The following is a 15,846-nucleotide window of genomic DNA, read 5'->3' on the forward strand; positions in this document are numbered from 1 at the left end:
CCAGGTCCAGGTCCAGGTCCAGGTCCAGGTCCAGGTCCAGGTCCAGGTCCAGGTCCAGGTCCAGGTCCAGGTCCAGGAAAAACGAGTTCCGACTTGCCAAACAGTTCCTGCGCGCGCTAAACTGCCCAGACCAAACTCTATTGTTGATCAAGAGCCAGCACCTCACCCCCCCCCCTCCGGAATCGCGGCAGCCCACCCATGGTCACGGGCTGCTCGCTGAGCCGGGTTATGCATCAGCGGCTGGTGCGTATCTGTAATCCCTTCGATGACCCTCTCCCGCAACGCACCACGCCGAGTTGCGGTTTAGGACGTTCATCCCGTGTACCCCGAAGTGCCGCAGCACACGGGTAGCGGTTCAATACTAGGTGGCGCCTCTGCCATCTCCCACTGCCACATCCGCCATGCGGACTCCTTCTACAAGGAGCTGGCAACCCCTCGCTACGGCGAGCGTGGGCCCAAATTACAAGACCTGGCGCGCATTTGCGCGTCCCCTTGTCGCATGCGCAGCGTGCGGAGGGCGTGATTTGGGCCATCCTTGCCGCCATAGGTACTCCTGCCCCTTTTCGCGCCCAGATTTTCAACATTCATCTGGCGCCCCCCCCAAAGCGGTGGGCGTTGCGAAAGGTTTCCAATGGAATTTACCAAGCAGGGTCTCCAACCTCCCACCTCCCCCGAGGCGGCCCCCCCTTCCCAGACTCCGGCTGACGCTCACGCGGCCGAGCCCCCCGCACTCGTGGTTCGCGAGCAGCCCGCCCCCTCTGAGGCGGCTTTTCACACCGAGGCTATGGCCAAGGCCCACGCTGCCGGACGCAACCAACTCCTGGTGAAGCGCTCCGGCGCAGCCAAGCTCCTTGGCATCGGCCGCACTCTTCTCATCGAGTTGTCTACGCCCGGACACACTAATTTTGACAAGGGCTTCCCCGTTCCCGTGCGCATCACTCAAAAGGGCCCGGCATTCTTCGTCGTTGCCGAACTGCACGCGTGGGCTGCGCGGCTGAAGCGCATCAATGGCCCGGAAGAAGCGGCCAACGACGCCAACGCCCACCCCGAAAAGCCATCGGCGGCGTAACGCATCGTTCTTGACCCTGGCGCAGGTCGCGCCAGGGTCAAAGTTTTCCCGATTTCCCATGGAGCGAAAAAATGCGCCCAATTCCTCAATTTCCCCTGTCCGCCTTCCCGTCTCTGGTCTTCAATGCCACTCAGGAATTGATCCGTGAAACCGGGGCTCCTGATGACCTCGTCGCGGCGTCCATGCTCGGCGCCATGTCCACCGCCACCCAGTGGATTCGCGACGTACGTCTCCCCCACGGCCCCGTGCGCCCGACAAGCCTGAACCTGATCACACTCGCCGACCGCGGGGACCGCAAGTCCACGGTGGACAAGTACGCGCTGAAGCGGCACTACGAACTTGCGCAAAAAACAGAAGCGCTCGCTATTCAACGTGCACAGGACATTCAGACGGAGTGCGAACTGTGGCATGCCCTGCGCAAGCGCTTCGTAACGGAGATTTCAAAACTTGAGCTTGCCGGAGAGACCACCGATGAACTTCGCGCCCGTTTGAAGCAGCACGAAGCTACAAAACCGACGACCCCCCGCACCGCTGGCCTCATGCTATCGAACGCAACGACGCGTGCGTTTTTGGACGCCATCGAGGGAGATGATCACATCGTGGCTCTCGTGAGCGACGAAGGCGAAACCATGATTAGCGGGCCAATTTTCAGCTCGAGCGGCGTCTTGAACCAAGCGTGGGACGGCAGCCCCATGATCGCGCTGCATCGCGCAAACGGTGACTCGGTGATTGCGCGCAACCCGCGGGTGTCCGTTCTCATGATGGTGCAGCCCGACGTATGGCAACGTCTGATGAACAGCACGCGCGGCAAAGCCATGTATGGCACAGGTTTTTGCGCCCGGATGTTGATCTGCCTAGTTGCATCCAACCAAGGTTACCGCCCGCCACCATCTATGACGTCGTATGACGGGCCGATCGAGTTTTACGACTGGGTAGACAAGGTTGCCCGGACGTACCTTGATCGCCTGCAGTCGAAAGTGCCGGGCAAGTTGGAAGTACTCGAGTTGCATCGGGAAGCCAAGACGTTGCTGCACGGTCACCTCGTGACCATGGAGCCTGAGCTTGCCCCCGGCCGCGTACTGCACGACACCCGCGATTTCGCGTCGAAATTTGGAGAACAGGTCTGCCGGGTAGCTGCTTCATTGCACACATTCAGCCCGGCCAATAGCAGCCTCCTCATCCCGGCGGAGACAGTCTGCAATGCCATCGACATCGTGAGTTGGTTCGGAAACCACTTCGTTATTATTTTCAATCCTTGCGGCCCTCTCTCCCCCCTAGCAAGCGATGCGCAAAAGCTGCTGAATTACGTGCAGCGGCAGTACTGGGGAATTCATCAGGTAGCCCGCCTAAGCGTAATCGGTCGTGAGGGACCTATTCGTGGGAAGTCGCACATCATGGCTTGCGTTGAATATCTAGTGCGCCATCAAATGGCACGCTTGGTAACTGCGCCCAGCCACGGCCAGACGCTCCAGCCTCCTGGTTTTTCCATCGGCGTGGTGTAAGCCCCAACCTAATTCGTTGGCTGTTGAACGCGTCTATTACACAACATCCCGTGTTATCTAAATCGGCCCCAATAGGCAACACAGGCCGATTTTCAGCTCGCGGCCTGGTACTCAAGAAAAAAACCGGGATTCTTTTCGATCAGGAACGAACGACGGGAGCGGCTACTCGCTCGATGGGTCAAGTCATGCACCATGCACAAACCTGTACAAAACTTGCGATTCTCCTCGTACGGTTCGTGTGCATAGTGCATGACTGCCTGCGATGTTTCGCACTTCCGACTCCGATGCTCTGGAGCTGCCCGCTTTAAACCGTACGTCCAGGCCCAGCATTTTTTTGTGCAAACCATCTGTAAATTGACTACATCACACTCAATTTAAAGCAACCAAACATAATCAACAAATTGGTTATTAGTATTATATACATTTGAAAATATTAATACATAAACACCAATGATTAAAGATAGAACAAAGAAATTAGGTTTTCAGAATAAATATTCATAACAATTAACTTCAATTCATCATGAAAGATTTCACTACCCCATCAACATCTCCTCCGGGATACCTCACGCTCCCACTCCACCTGGAAAAGCTGCACGACGAAATTCGACTGGAACAATGCATAGCCCCACATACTCTGCCGTTCTTCCGGACCCTGCAATTGATCGACGAGTTCGTAAGACTGGTCGAGAGCACGGGGCCCGAGGTCGTGCTGCTGGGTGTTCCACCTGCTATGCGTCCTCCGACGGACCTGGGGCGACTGGAGCGGTTTTTCCGGATGCGCGTATTCGAGGTGAGTGTGCTGGCCGCGTGGAATGGCCGGGTGCGTTTTACGGACCGGGTGCAGGTTTTCCTGGACGTGGTCGAAAGCCATCAAGGCGCACTGGATATGGCTCTGGCAGCAGAGGGCGTTCGTGCCAACGGCTGCGGGCAGGCGCAGGTCGATCTCGATATTGAGAACATCAACCTTGTGATACGGGAACTACGGCAAAGAGTCCAAGAGCGAGGGTTCCGAATTAAGTTGTCGCGTAGCAAAGAAAAGGCCAAGAGGAGCCTGGAGGGCATGCAGAGTCTGGTAGTTGGCTTGTTCGAGCGCCATGCCCGCCTGCTGGTTGTTCGGATGGATTTTGGCTACTTGAAGAAGGTCCATGAGGCCAACCATGCGGCCCAACAGCAAGGCCCTGCCGCGGATGTCCAGATGGCATTGGCTGATCGCGCTGCGCTGTTCAACAATCTGCGGCACAAGCCCAGTATCTCCGAGCACCTTCTTGGGTACATCCTCAAGCTGGAGCAAGGATCCCAAGGTGGTTGCCATTTCCACGCTTTCTTTTTCTTCGATGGCTCCAAGCGGCATGCCTACTACTGGCAGGCCAAATTGATCGGCGAGTACTGGCGGGACTGCATCACAAAGGGACGAGGACGCTTTCACATTTGTCATCCTCCAACGGATTCTCGAAAAGCGACTGGCGTTGGCCTCATTGACCACTACGACCAGAAAAAACGGGATGCGCTTATGAACGAAGCGATCACGTATCTGGTGAATGACGAAGAGCAGGGCTTGACAGTAAAGCCCCTGGGGCGCATTGCCACATTGACACACAGCAATCTGCCGAAAGAAACGCCTAAACGCGGCCCCAAACGGATTTCGAACAGGTACGCCACTGGATAGCGTGGACCAGGGAGTGTTGATCGAATGGGGGCCTACATGGCTCCCTTTTTACGTCTCAGAAGCGAGTCGATCTCTTCGCCAGACGTTACTCTTCGATGATCGATGCGCCTGCATAACAGGTAGCATCGATCACCAGGGCCTGCGGCGTGTGAGTGAAACGCAGTCCCCAGTGAATGGACCATGTGCATGCGGGCCCAAGATATCGCCAACCTATTCGTGCAGGCGCGGCTCCACTGATAGAGGGACTAGAAGTGTTCATCAAGCAAGAAGGCGACTGGACAAAACTCCGAACCGCCGGGCAGGCTGAGCTGGACCTTCATCTGGCATCGCCCGGACGCCAGCACGGTCCTCGCGAAATGTCCTACAACCAGGTGATGGACGCCGTGCATGCCAAGTCCTTGGAAGCGCTGGTCGCTGCATACAACGAGGGTAAGGAGTCTCTTCTCGTCATCCACGGCCATTCCACTTCGCACCCAGGAAAACAGACGAGTCGCTCCGTTGTCCGCGCCTTGATGCGTGGCAAAGAGGCCACCCCCTACATCGTGCGGAAAAAATGCGTTCAGCACGGCACCGCGTTTTTGGCGCACCTCAAACAAAAACCGTGATGTTCAACAAGGTGCCCCGATAGACATTTCGTCCCTGATGGTACACAGCTGACAGCAATCAGCATCAGGCGTTTTTGTACCGACGCTGAGAACCGGGCCACGATCGACGGCAAAGTTGATTCAAAAAAATCTCAGCCCTATATCACCTCCTAGAGCCTGTGCAAGCCCCCCGCCTGCACGGGCTTTATGCCGTCTGAGCCCCCTCTTTTCGTCGGGGTCCAGACATCTCCCAAGCATTCAAGGAGTCACCCATGTCAGAAACCCCCTCCCCACTAGAGAATCTCGCCGCCTGTGCCGTCGCCTACCTAGCAGGCATTCTTTTCACACTGGTGCTGATCAGCTACATCGATGCCGCCCTGGCCAGCGAGGGTCGCAGCCGCCGCACCGTGCCACCCACGCCCTCCCCGTCTGAGGTCTGAATGCATGCCAACCGGTGCTTTCCAAGGCAACCATCCCGGGCACTCAACCTACCCGGATGATCCAGACGACGACGCAGATCCTGAAGACCATCCAGGCAGTGCTCCACCTCACCCGGCACTTTTTGGGTCGGGGCCTGGGCCTGTTCACCCCCAGGGGCGCTACCAAACGGCGTACCCGCACGGCCATGCCGGTGTCTGTTGCCCCCACTGCGGCTCAGCCCGCACCACCCCCAGCCACCTGGGCCGTCGCATCGGCAGCGCCATCGGCACCCTCGCCGGTGCTGCCACGGCAACGGCCCGCGCAGCCGGGGGCGCTCAGCTGGGAGCGGAGTTGGGCGCTGCGCTGGGCTCACCTGCAGGCCCTGCCGGTAGCACGCTGGGCGTGATCGCGGGCGCCGTCCTTGGCGCCATGGTCGGTGCCGCCGCAGGCTGCGCTGTCGGCGCCGCCCTGGGCGAAGCCATTGACGCCAAGATCCTACACAACCGCCACTGTCGCCACTGCGGGCGGGGGTTCAGCGTCGAGACGATGTAAGGCCTTGCGGTTCTGACCGCAGGGGCTGGCTTCGGTCTTTCTGGCACGGGGCTTAAACGCCTTCCTGCCTTTTTTCCACAACGCACATGACTGACCACGGCTTCGTGGTGGCGCAGCCGTGCGCGTTGGTTTGCTTTTTCTGTTCGTTCTTTGTTTTTTCACAGGAGTTTTTTCAATGGCACATCTCGTTCAAACCATGGCCTATGTCGGCGAGACCCCCTGGCACAACCTGGGTCAGCAGCTGCCCGCCAAACAACCCATCGATGTCTGGGCCCGTGAAGCGGGCATGGACTGGACCATCCGCGAGACACCCGTGCGCTACATGGCCACGGAGTCCGGTACGGGTTCTGACTCTGGATCTGGTGCCGCTTCTTCTGTCTCGGACCTCTACGGCGAACCCATGGAGTTCCCCGACCAGAAGGTGCTGTACCGCAGCGATACCAAGGCCCCTCTGTCAGTGGTCAGTGCCCGCTACCAGGTGGTGCAGCCCAAGCAGGTGCTGGAGTTCTATCGGGATCTGACAGAAGTCTCTGGTTATGAGCTGGAGACCGCTGGAGTTCTCAAGGCTGGGCGCAAGTTCTGGGCTTTGGCCCGTACGGGCAAGTCCTCGGCGTTGAAGGGCAACGACGTGGTCAATGGTTATCTGCTGTTGGCTACGTCCTGTGATGGGACGCTTGCCACCACGGCCACGCCGACAACGGTGCGCGTGGTCTGCAACAACACCCTCTCCATTGCCCTATCCGGCACATCGAGTGCGATCAAAGTGCCCCACAGCACCAGCTTTGATGCGCAAGCAGTCAAGAAGCAGTTGGGCATTGCCGTCTCGCAATGGGACGGGTTCATGTACAGGATGAAGACCTTGTCCGAGCGCAAGGTCAAGAGCCACGAGTCCATGAACTACTTCCTCAAGGTGCTGTGCCAAACCGACGGTCATGCGGATGCGTCCGCAGGTCTGACCAATGAGCGTGCGCTCAAGAAGGTGCAGGCCATGTACGAGGGCCAGGGCCGGGGTGCGGAGTTGGCAGCCGCCAAGGGCACGGCCTGGGGCCTCTTGTGCGCCGTCACCGAGTTCGTGGACCACGAGCGCCGGGCGCGCAGTCAGGAGTACCGACTGGATAGTGCCTGGTTTGGCCAGGGGGCCACGCTCAAGCAGCGGGCGTTGGAGCAGGCATTGCAGTTGGCGTCGTGACGGGGTCTACCGCTCTGGCGGTTCGGCCTGGTTTTTGTCCTGCGATTTGTCCATTCACTCACCCGCATCGCTCTTCGCGGCATAGACCCCGGCTCCTTCAGTGGACCGGGGTCTTTTGCTTTTTCGGGGGTAGTGCTGGTGTTCGTTTCTTTCACATTAGGAGTCAGCATGGTTCAACCTGTTGTTTCACCGGTGGGGACATCCCTCACCAAACCCCGCCCTGCCCTCCGGCTGGTCAAGACCCAGGACCTGGATCGCGATCAGTGGTTGCAGGTGCGCAAGGGAGGCATTGGCAGTTCGGATGCTGCGGCTGCGGTGGGACTCAATCCCTACCAGTTGCAGTTGGAGCTCTGGATGGAGAAGACCGGTCGTGCTCCCACCGCCCCACCGGGCGACGGGGGTGCGGACGATCAGAGTCCGATGTACTGGGGCTCGCTTCTGGAGCCCATCGTGGCAGCCCACTACACCCGCCGAACCGGGAATCGGGTACGGCGCATCAATGCAGTGCTGCAGCATCCTGAGCATCCCTGGATGCTGGCCAATATCGACCGGGAGGTCACGGGAGCCCCCGATGTTCAGTTGCTGGAGTGCAAGACAGCGGGGATTCAGGGGGCCTGGCTCTGGCGGGATGGGGTGCCGGAGTATGTGCAGTTGCAGGTGCAGCACCAGCTGGCTGTGACGGGCAAGCAGGCGGCGGATGTGGCCTTGCTGCTCGGCGGTCAGGAATTGCAGATTTTTCGGATCGAACGGGATGAAGAGCTGATCGCCCAACTCATCACCTTGGAGCGGGAGTTCTGGGGGTATGTGGAACGGGGCCAGGCACCGCCGGCCGATGGGTCAGATTCTGCAGACCGGGCTTTGCGGGCGCTGTATCCCCGGGACACGGGCTTCACCCTGAATCTCAAGCATGACCTGGTGATGGGAGCGGTGTTCTCGGATCTTTTGGCGGTGCGGGAGGTGTTGGCGACCAACACGGCTCTGGAAGCCCAGCTCAAGCAGACGATTCAGCAGCGCATGGGGGATTCCACCCGGGCGGTGTTTGAGAACGGGGAGGTAAGTTTCAAACGCAGCCGGGATGGGACGCAGCTGGATACAGCGCGGCTGGCCAAGGAGCAGCCGGAGATCGCGCGGGCGTACACGGTGACCAAGCCCGGGAGTCGGAGGTTTCTGGTGCAGACCTGAGGCTGGGCCATCGAGCCCGCAGGTTCATTCATTTCATTCACGCATCCCCAGACGGGCTTCATCGGTGACGGTGGGGCCCGTTGTGCTTTGGGGGGGGTTTTGACATTCAACAAGGAGATTCACATGCTCAAAGGTTTGGCTTTGACACCGCCCGTGATCGGGCGGATTGCGATTGGGCGGGTGGTGGAGAAGGCAGGACGCCGTCTTCCGGAGAAGGACGATGAGTTCACCCTGACCAGCCAGGTACAGAACAAGGAAGGGTGGGTTCCGCATCCGGCGGATGCCCAACTCCGCAAGGAGCCGGGGGCGAAGCTGCGCAGCATTCCGGTGCGGTTGTTGTTTGACGATCCGGATCTGAGTCTGCGGGCGAACTACACCATGTTTGATCGGGCCACGGGAAGGCCGCTGTGTGTCGGAGATGGCGAGAGCTGCAAGCGGGTGACATTGTCCGGAATGCAATCCCTGCCCTGCCCTTCGCCTGCGGTGTGTGCGCTCGCGCAGGATGGGAACTGCAAGCCGTATGGGCGGCTGCACGTGCGGGTGGAGGCGGAGGGGAGTACCGAAGCGGGCTTGGCTGGCGATGAACTGGGCAGCTTTGTGTTCCGGACCACAGGGTTCAACAGCATCCGGACACTGTCGGCACGGCTGCGGTATCTGTTTGCGGTGTCGGGCGGGTTGCTGGCCGGGTTACCCCTGGAGCTTCGGCTGCGGGGCAAGTCCACCACGCTGTCGCACCGCACGCCGATCTACTACGTGGATCTGATGCTGAGAGCGGGAACCAGTCTGGCCCAGGTCGTGGCATTGGCGCGGCAGGAGCGGGAACAGCAGGCTGCGCTGGGGCTGGACCAGGCAGCGCTGGATGAAGCGGCGCGGCAAGGTTTGGCGCTGGGGGAGTTCGAGGAGTCGGAAGAGGAAGGGGTGGAGGTCGTCGAGGAGTTCTATCCGGATTCCGATGCTGATGGAGATAGAGACGGGGGAGCTATGCAAGCACCTGCGCCGATTTCGCTAAGAGGCAAGCTGCATCGCAAGCAGGAGGCACTGGGAGCGCGTGCCACCGCAACGGGTGATCCGGGGGTTTCCCATGCGGGGGCCTGAAGGGCTGGTTCGGCGCTATGCGGTGGGGTTGGTGATGGAGACGGTGCCTTGCTATCGCAGTGGGCCGGATTCATCACCAGGTGCCAAAGTGCTTCCGGGGATTCTGGTGAGGCATCGAGCACCGCCGCATCGCACGGGGGCGGTGGCACTGCAGCAGGCAGTGGCCTTGCTCACTGGCCGGCGGGTGGCAGTGCCAACGGTGACCAGTGCGGCCGGGGTGTTGCGCCATGCGCAGCGGCTCTTGCCGGGATGCCATGCTCAGTTGGTCTGGGAGCAAACGCCTTCGGACTTGCTGGCACTGTGTCACGACGCGGTTCACCGAGGTGGCCTGGTGTTGCTGCTGTGGCAATCAATTGCCAGGGAGGAACGGGGCGCTCCTCGCCGGCCTTCCCCGCCACCTCAGTGGATGCTCGTGGTCGGTGTGGAAGGGCCTTGGAGTCCGGTGGGGGATGGATCAGGCAGTGTGGTGTGCACGAAGGCGTCCGGACTCCTCGTCCTGGATACCCGGGTGCATCCTGGGTGGGGCTTGGGGCACAACCAGTGTTTGGTTCCTGGGGCCTATCCGTTTCACGAGGCGGCCGTTCGGGTGTCGGAGTTTCGTAGCGTGTGGTCGGCGCGTACGGTGGAAGGGGGACTGGACTGTGGGATGGTGATTGCGGCGATGGCTATCGTGCCTTCCACACACGGGTGATCGCCGCATTCACCCACCTTCAATCCGCCCCATTGATCTGCTCCGATGGTGGTGTCCGTGGGCCGCGCCCAGGGCGCTTGCGTTCCTTGGACCCGCTACTCGGTGGGCGCTCGGGGCGCAAGCGCACCCATGCCCGTTTGGGTGCTGTGTCGGATTCACGGCGGTATTCAAGATCGAACTCCGTGGACTCGGTCAGTACCTGCTGCCAGGTGGTGCAGCGGTACTTCTGAGGGGTTTGATCAGGATGCCGAGCAAGCACCTGAGCCTTTACAGCTTCCAGCGGAATCCAGTTGTCCCCGGCAAGCGACTGTACCTCCGTGCGCAGCGCTCGAACGATGCCGGTTTGCCACCACTCGAAGCTGCCGTCCGGGTTGATGCCATTGATCAGGAGGTTGAGATAGACCTCCGACCTCATGAGCGAGGCCATGGCTTCTCTCGCGGTCAACAGGTTCAGCATCCATGCCCTCAGCTCCTGGAAATGGGTGTCGATGCGTTGGTAGGCCTCTTGCAGGTAGGCAATGGCATCTGTACACCCTTGCTCATCCCACAGATCGAAACGGTACAGGAACTGATGCACAAGTTCGTTGCGCAGGGTCACAAGCTCCTGGATGGCGGCCTTGGTTTGCTCCCATTGCTCGGGAGCCTGGGTTATTCGGAAGCTGTGCGCAAATGAGATGCGGTCGGTCGGTGTCTTGTTTTCGGGCAGGAGATCACGCTCGAACCCCTCGGGGACCACAAAGGTTTCGAAGAGGAGACCGGCCAGTTGTCCGAGTGTCTGGTTGGACAGCTTTTGCGCGCGCACATTTTGCTGGGCTTCCAATGTCTCTGCGGGGCCCGCGAGTTCGTGGTGTGCAAGCAGGACCTTCAGGGATTTTTCATACTGCTGGATGCGCACCATGCAGCGTCCAAGAAGGCGCTGGACATCGCGCTGGATCTCAGGGCCGAGCTTCTCTGGTGGCAAGGCGTCGTGGGTCATCGGTTTGGATCTTCCGTCCAGTCTTCTGGCTTCTCCTACCCAAAGTCCTGACTCAATCGGTTCAGCCGATCACAAAGGGCGTGCGGTCCTTGCCCGCAATCCACTGGGGCGGCTTGCCCCGGCCGGACCAGGTGGCACCAGTGGCTGGATCCCGGTACTTGGCGGCAACCTTCTTGGGCTGGGGCTTCCAGGGGAAGACTTGCTGGGCGGTGAATCCGAATTCCTGCACGAGTTGCAGGACGGTTTGGAGGGCCTGTTCGGACTCGGCCTTCTTGGCGTTGGCGATTTGTTCGTCGAGGAGTTTTTTCTGGGCCAGGAGTTCTGCGTAGGTGGTCATGGGACAAGAGGTTCAGGAAACTGGGGGATACCCTTTCGGCTTTGTAGCACCAAAACTGAAGTCGTCCGGAGACAAGTCGTTTTTCTACGCCTCTCCAGACCCGGGAGGGGAGACCAAGCCGGCCAGCGAAGTCGAGGCTGAACAGCTACGGGCATCAGGTTCGTCCAATCGACTCGGCCTCCAGGGGCAGGAACAGGCTGGGTGCTGCCGTTCGTACTTGACGGCTGAACGACAGCAAAAGGCTGCGTGCGGTCGTCCAAGTTTTCTTGGTCAATGTCGACTTCCGCCGCAACCTGACCTTTATCGCAATCATCAGGGATCAACCGCTGAGACCCCAGCTAGCGCTGGGCAGCAAGATGCCTATGCCGACAATAAAAGAGTGGCTCGGGGGTCTTATACGCACCTGGTCCAGACGCGACCATATAGTCGCCCGGAATGCGACAAGTAAGCAGATTCACCCTTGATTGGGACGAATACCATGCGCAAGAAAACCGATAAAAATATCGGCCACTTCGTCGCTTCCAAGGCTGCCATCGATATGCATCCATTGGGTAATCGAGCTAACAGCGCCCATGAACCAGAACACCGCCAATTTCACGTTGCACGGGGCAATGGAACCATCCTGAACACCCCCCTCGAGCACTTTGCGCAGCTCTTGATCAAACTTTCGCCGACGCAAAGTGATTTTTTTCTGATCCGCCACAGTCATACCGGAGAAATCCTGGAGGATCGCCGGTGCGCCCATTTCATCCGTTAGCAACGAGATGTAGTTCTTAATGAAGACCGAGATCCGACCGAAACCAGTATTTTCCGAAGCGATCGCGTCTTGCAAGACGCGATCTCCCAAATGCATGGCAAGCTCGTGGCATTCGTAGACAAGTTCCTGCTTGTTCTTGAAGTAGTAGTAAAGGGCAGGCTTGGTGACGTTGAGCGTTTTTGCAATCTCGTCCAAGGAGACATTCTTGTACCCATGGCGGCCAAATGCGCGCGAAGCTTCCGCAATGACAGCTTGCTTTTTGAGCTGGTACTGCTCATCCGCGCCGCTGACCGCATTGTTCCATTTCGCGCCCTTGCCCGATCTCTTTGCAGGATCGCGTGGGCGTGACTTGGGTTTTGCCTCAATTTGCGTACTCATTGATGTTGTATTCCTTGCGGGCATTCGTATCGCTAACTGAGGCAAATGGTTTCGAACTGCTTTCGCCGGTAGGGCTGCGGAGAAAGGCCGTGCTCATCAGCCAGCCAGGATGCTGCGCGCAATGATCAACTTTTGAATGTGACTAGTGCCTTCGTAGATCTTTGTAACGCGCACATCGCGATAATAGCGCTCGACCGGGAAGTCGTTGACATACCCGTAGCCACCATGCACTTGCAGCGCCGCAGAGCAAACCTTTTCAGCCATTTCACTGGCATAGAGTTTAGCAACGGAGGCCTCCTTACTGGTTGGCAGGCCCGCATCCGTAAGACGAGCTGCATACAGCATGTACTGATGCGCCACCTCAACCTGCATGGCCATTTCCGCCAAATCAAAGCTAATGGCCTGCAGTTCGGTGAGTGGCTTGCCATAGGCCTCGCGCTCTTTGGCGTAGCGGATGGCCGCCTCCAACGCTGCACGGGCAATGCCGATGGCCAGGGCGGCGATTGCGATGCGCCCATCGGACAACAGCGATAGTGCTTTGCCATACCCGCGCCCTTCCTCGCCGATCATGTTCTGAACTGGAACACGCATGTTGTCCAGCTGAATCTGAGCCGTGTGGGCCGTGTGCTGGCCCAGCTTCCTTTCGATACGCAAGCATTGGTAGCCTGGATCTTCAGGGTCCGCGATGAACAGGCTGAAGCGGTGACGGGCACCTGGTTCCGCAGTTGCTGCCACGACGAGCGCAAAGCCCGCTTCACTGCCGTTGGAAATCCATTGTTTGCTGCCATTGATCACATAAACGTCGCCGTCCCGCTTAGCCGTGGTCCGGATGGCTGCGGTATCCGAGCCTGCATGGGGCTCTGACAATAAAAAGGCACCAATGCGCTTGCCACTGGCCAGATCCGGCAGATGGCGGGCCATCTGTTGTTCGGTTCCAAAACTACGTAACACGTGCGCAGCTGAGTTGTGGACGTGCATCATGGTGGCGAAGCCACCATCGGCCGCTGCGAATTCTTCAATAGCCAGGCAATACTCCACAAATGAAAGCCCGGAACCGCCGTGTGCTGGCGGGGCGAGCATGCCCATGAAGCCTACGTCGGCAACTGCCTTGATTTCGTCGTGTGGCCAAGCCCCCGTGCGATCACGTTCGGCGGCCGTGCTACCCACCACTTCAGTCGCGACACGCCGGGCAGACTCCCGAATAATGACTTCTTGTTCGCTCAGCAATGCATTGGAAACGATGCTCATAAACCCATCCTTGAAAACTTGGAAAACGGCTGACCCAATGCGGTCAACCCAGCCAGCGCTTGCGGCGGCGGTAATGTTTCATGTCGCGGAAACTCTTGCGCTCCCCATCGACCGTCAGGCCGAGGTAAAACTCCCGTACGTCCTCGTTGGTCTTTAGGCTGCTGGATGGTCCTTCCAGAACGATCCGCCCACTCTCCATCACATAGCCATAGTCGGCCAAGTCGAGGGCAACGCGCGTGTTTTGCTCAACGATTAGCAGCGTCAGGCCGCTCGTTTTGAGGTCATTTAACAAACCATAGACCTCATCGACCATCAACGGGGCCAGGCCGAGTGAGGGCTCGTCAATCATTACCAGTTTGGGCCTGGCCATCAGGGCTCGGCCAATCACTAGCAATTGCTGCTCCCCGCCGGACAAATAACCCGCCGTGCGACTGCGCAAGGCTGCCAGGCGCTTGATGCGGTCGTACACCTCGTCCAGCATTTCCTTGGCCTCGCTGGCGCTGCCCATGTGGCCGCCCACTACCAGGTTCTGCTCCACCGTCATGTGACGCAAAACCTTGCGCCCTTCCATGACGTGCACCAACCCTTTGCGAACGACATCGACTGGGTTCGCACCTGTGATGTCCGCATCATCAAATTTGATACTCCCCGCCGTCACACGACCATCCTCTGTCCTAACCAGGTTGGAGATGGCCTTGAGCGTGGTGCTCTTGCCAGCGCCATTGGCGCCCAGCAAGGTCACGCACTGTCCAGCGGGGACTTTGGCGGTAATGCCTTTGACAGCAAGAATGACGTCGCTGTAGAGGACTTCAACGTTGTTCAGTTCAAGCACGGGTAGCTCCAGATGATGTGGCCTGGGTCTCGGTGGCCCGAGACCCAGGCCGATTTGCAATTACCACTTGTTCAACACAGGAACCGGAACGTTCTGCTCGAGAAGTTTGTACTTTCCCTTTTCGACGGTGCCGATGTTGACGGCTGTGCCCGAGGTCGGGAACGGCGCATCATTGTTGAACTTGATATTGGGCAACAAGCCAAAGCTGCGCTCGGTAGGCATGGGGGTGGACAGCAGTGCAGCGCGAACCTCTTCGCCCGTCACACCGCCAGCACCTTTGACCTTGACAACATTTTCAACGGCACGAACCGTCAACATCGCTTGGCTCATGCCCATAATGCAGGCGGAGTTGTAGGCGGCTTGCAACTTGTATTGGCTGCGCAGTTTCTCGAAGAAGTCCCGTGCCGGTGTTGCGCCTTCGGCGGCCATGGCCATGCCATAGACCTCAAAGTTTCCATCCATTTGGCTCAGGTCACCCAGCGCTTTCCCCGACGAAAGCAACCCGTTATGAGCGCTAACCACTATCGGAATATTGGTTTTTCCAAGGCTTTGCAGGGCGCGCCGTGTCGCCACTACCGATGCTGTATTGTTGAACACCTGCAGTACCGTGGCCCCCTTGCGGACCAGGCGGCTGACCTGCTGGGTAAGGTCGGTCGGCTGTGCTTCGGTATAAATCGTTTCAACGACTTCAATGATCTTCGGATTGTCCTTAGCGAACTTCTCGACACCTTTGTGGATGTCCACGTAGGCCGGCGATACTTCCGATGAAATCACCCCCACCTTGAGAGGAACAGGCGAACCCGACTTCTTCTGCATCCACACATAAAACGCAGCCGCTTCGTGCGGGTAAGTGGCACGGGCATTGAACACCCAGTTATCACCCTTCCAAGCGAATCCATATCCTGCTGTCGACTGGACAAGAGGCACCTTGTCACTAGGCAAGCGCTGCTGCAGTGCATTGGTATCTGCACCGCCCACACCCAGAACAGCCACCGGGTTGAGCTCGGACTTGATGCCTGGCCAGAGGCTGGCCACTTGGGCGACGTCATAGCGGGTGTCGAAATCCTTGATTCGCAATGCCACGCCCTGCGCCTTACCGACCTCTTCGCTCCACCAGTCGAGTACCGCACGGCGGCATCCCGTCATATCTTTCATGATGTCTGCGAAAGGTCCGGTGAAGTCAGCCAGGCCAGCCACGTTGTAAGTAGTCTGAGCTTGTGCCATGCCGCCAAGGCACAAGGTTGACGCCAGCAAAGCGCCGCGTTGCCCCAGCTTGACCATTGCCGACAACTTTGCTCGATTCGTTTTCATAAAAATGTCTCCTTTTGTAGTAGCGCTTTGCATTGGATCAGCCCTTCCCAGCGCCTA

General features: G+C 58.9%; 15 protein-coding genes. 9 read left to right on the forward strand and 6 right to left on the reverse strand.

Going from position 1 to position 15,846, the window contains the following annotated elements; translation table 11 throughout:
- Nucleotides 1-784 precede the first annotated feature (784 nt).
- From AC07Z7_RS04530 to AC07Z7_RS04570, 9 genes are all read left to right on the forward strand, one after another.
- Nucleotides 785-1,069: a hypothetical protein gene (locus tag AC07Z7_RS04530; protein WP_494765461.1), complete on the forward strand. Its 285-nt coding sequence runs from the start codon at nucleotides 785-787 to the stop codon at nucleotides 1,067-1,069.
- A 71-nt stretch (nucleotides 1,070-1,140) separates the two neighbouring features.
- Nucleotides 1,141-2,571 (forward strand): YfjI family protein, encoded by a 1,431-nt coding sequence (locus AC07Z7_RS04535; RefSeq protein WP_494765462.1) that lies wholly within the window; start codon nucleotides 1,141-1,143, stop codon nucleotides 2,569-2,571.
- 520 nt (nucleotides 2,572-3,091) lie between these two features.
- Nucleotides 3,092-4,237: a YagK/YfjJ domain-containing protein gene (locus AC07Z7_RS04540; protein WP_494765463.1), complete on the forward strand. Its 1,146-nt coding sequence runs from the start codon at nucleotides 3,092-3,094 to the stop codon at nucleotides 4,235-4,237.
- A 251-nt stretch (nucleotides 4,238-4,488) separates the two neighbouring features.
- Entirely contained in the window at nucleotides 4,489-4,842 is a 354-nt protein-coding gene (locus AC07Z7_RS04545; RefSeq protein ID WP_494765464.1) for a hypothetical protein, read from the forward strand.
- Between the two features lie 251 nt (nucleotides 4,843-5,093).
- Complete coding sequence (locus tag AC07Z7_RS04550) at nucleotides 5,094-5,261, forward strand: hypothetical protein (protein ID WP_494765465.1); 168 nt, start codon at nucleotides 5,094-5,096, stop codon at nucleotides 5,259-5,261.
- Nucleotides 5,262-5,317: 56 nt separating this feature from the next.
- Nucleotides 5,318-5,647 (forward strand): hypothetical protein, encoded by a 330-nt coding sequence (locus AC07Z7_RS04555; protein ID WP_494765466.1) that lies wholly within the window; start codon nucleotides 5,318-5,320, stop codon nucleotides 5,645-5,647.
- A 321-nt stretch (nucleotides 5,648-5,968) separates the two neighbouring features.
- Nucleotides 5,969-6,982: a DUF932 domain-containing protein gene (locus tag AC07Z7_RS04560; RefSeq protein WP_494765467.1), complete on the forward strand. Its 1,014-nt coding sequence runs from the start codon at nucleotides 5,969-5,971 to the stop codon at nucleotides 6,980-6,982.
- A gap of 168 nt (nucleotides 6,983-7,150) precedes the next feature.
- Nucleotides 7,151-8,164 (forward strand): YqaJ viral recombinase family nuclease, encoded by a 1,014-nt coding sequence (locus tag AC07Z7_RS04565; protein ID WP_494765468.1) that lies wholly within the window; start codon nucleotides 7,151-7,153, stop codon nucleotides 8,162-8,164.
- A gap of 123 nt (nucleotides 8,165-8,287) precedes the next feature.
- On the forward strand, nucleotides 8,288-9,259 hold the full coding sequence (locus AC07Z7_RS04570; protein ID WP_494765469.1) for a recombination directionality factor: 972 nt from the start codon (nucleotides 8,288-8,290) through the stop codon (nucleotides 9,257-9,259).
- A 710-nt stretch (nucleotides 9,260-9,969) separates the two neighbouring features.
- Here AC07Z7_RS04570 and AC07Z7_RS04575 read toward each other — a convergent pair.
- The 6 genes from AC07Z7_RS04575 to AC07Z7_RS04600 all read right to left on the reverse strand — a co-directional run bounded on the left by AC07Z7_RS04575 (nucleotide 9,970) and on the right by AC07Z7_RS04600 (nucleotide 15,789).
- Nucleotides 9,970-10,926, reverse strand: coding sequence for an OST-HTH/LOTUS domain-containing protein (locus AC07Z7_RS04575; RefSeq protein ID WP_494765470.1), 957 nt, complete (start codon nucleotides 10,924-10,926; stop codon nucleotides 9,970-9,972).
- Nucleotides 10,927-10,987: 61 nt separating this feature from the next.
- Nucleotides 10,988-11,263, reverse strand: coding sequence for an H-NS histone family protein (locus tag AC07Z7_RS04580; RefSeq protein ID WP_494765471.1), 276 nt, complete (start codon nucleotides 11,261-11,263; stop codon nucleotides 10,988-10,990).
- 454 nt (nucleotides 11,264-11,717) lie between these two features.
- On the reverse strand, nucleotides 11,718-12,398 hold the full coding sequence (locus tag AC07Z7_RS04585) for a TetR/AcrR family transcriptional regulator (protein ID WP_066788831.1): 681 nt from the start codon (nucleotides 12,396-12,398) through the stop codon (nucleotides 11,718-11,720).
- Between the two features lie 96 nt (nucleotides 12,399-12,494).
- On the reverse strand, nucleotides 12,495-13,646 hold the full coding sequence (locus AC07Z7_RS04590; RefSeq protein ID WP_066788828.1) for an acyl-CoA dehydrogenase family protein: 1,152 nt from the start codon (nucleotides 13,644-13,646) through the stop codon (nucleotides 12,495-12,497).
- Nucleotides 13,647-13,689: 43 nt separating this feature from the next.
- Nucleotides 13,690-14,478 (reverse strand): ABC transporter ATP-binding protein, encoded by a 789-nt coding sequence (locus tag AC07Z7_RS04595; protein ID WP_409886579.1) that lies wholly within the window; start codon nucleotides 14,476-14,478, stop codon nucleotides 13,690-13,692.
- 60 nt (nucleotides 14,479-14,538) lie between these two features.
- Nucleotides 14,539-15,789, reverse strand: coding sequence for an ABC transporter substrate-binding protein (locus tag AC07Z7_RS04600; RefSeq protein ID WP_082759273.1), 1,251 nt, complete (start codon nucleotides 15,787-15,789; stop codon nucleotides 14,539-14,541).
- Nucleotides 15,790-15,846 lie beyond the last annotated feature (57 nt).

The sequence above is a fragment of the Acidovorax sp. GW101-11A03 genome (assembly GCF_059424825.1).

Coding starts and splice junctions, on each gene's coding strand:
- AC07Z7_RS04530 (WP_494765461.1), top strand. CDS start 785: ATGGCCAAGGCCCACGCTGCCGGACGCAACCAACTCCTGGTGAAGCGC.
- AC07Z7_RS04535 (WP_494765462.1), top strand. CDS start 1,141: ATGCGCCCAATTCCTCAATTTCCCCTGTCCGCCTTCCCGTCTCTGGTC.
- AC07Z7_RS04540 (WP_494765463.1), top strand. CDS start 3,092: ATGAAAGATTTCACTACCCCATCAACATCTCCTCCGGGATACCTCACG.
- AC07Z7_RS04550 (WP_494765465.1), top strand. CDS start 5,094: ATGTCAGAAACCCCCTCCCCACTAGAGAATCTCGCCGCCTGTGCCGTC.
- AC07Z7_RS04555 (WP_494765466.1), top strand. CDS start 5,318: ATGATCCAGACGACGACGCAGATCCTGAAGACCATCCAGGCAGTGCTC.
- AC07Z7_RS04560 (WP_494765467.1), top strand. CDS start 5,969: ATGGCACATCTCGTTCAAACCATGGCCTATGTCGGCGAGACCCCCTGG.
- AC07Z7_RS04565 (WP_494765468.1), top strand. CDS start 7,151: ATGGTTCAACCTGTTGTTTCACCGGTGGGGACATCCCTCACCAAACCC.
- AC07Z7_RS04570 (WP_494765469.1), top strand. CDS start 8,288: ATGCTCAAAGGTTTGGCTTTGACACCGCCCGTGATCGGGCGGATTGCG.
- AC07Z7_RS04575 (WP_494765470.1), bottom strand. CDS start 10,926: ATGACCCACGACGCCTTGCCACCAGAGAAGCTCGGCCCTGAGATCCAG.
- AC07Z7_RS04580 (WP_494765471.1), bottom strand. CDS start 11,263: ATGACCACCTACGCAGAACTCCTGGCCCAGAAAAAACTCCTCGACGAA.
- AC07Z7_RS04585 (WP_066788831.1), bottom strand. CDS start 12,398: ATGAGTACGCAAATTGAGGCAAAACCCAAGTCACGCCCACGCGATCCT.
- AC07Z7_RS04590 (WP_066788828.1), bottom strand. CDS start 13,646: ATGAGCATCGTTTCCAATGCATTGCTGAGCGAACAAGAAGTCATTATT.
- AC07Z7_RS04600 (WP_082759273.1), bottom strand. CDS start 15,789: ATGAAAACGAATCGAGCAAAGTTGTCGGCAATGGTCAAGCTGGGGCAA.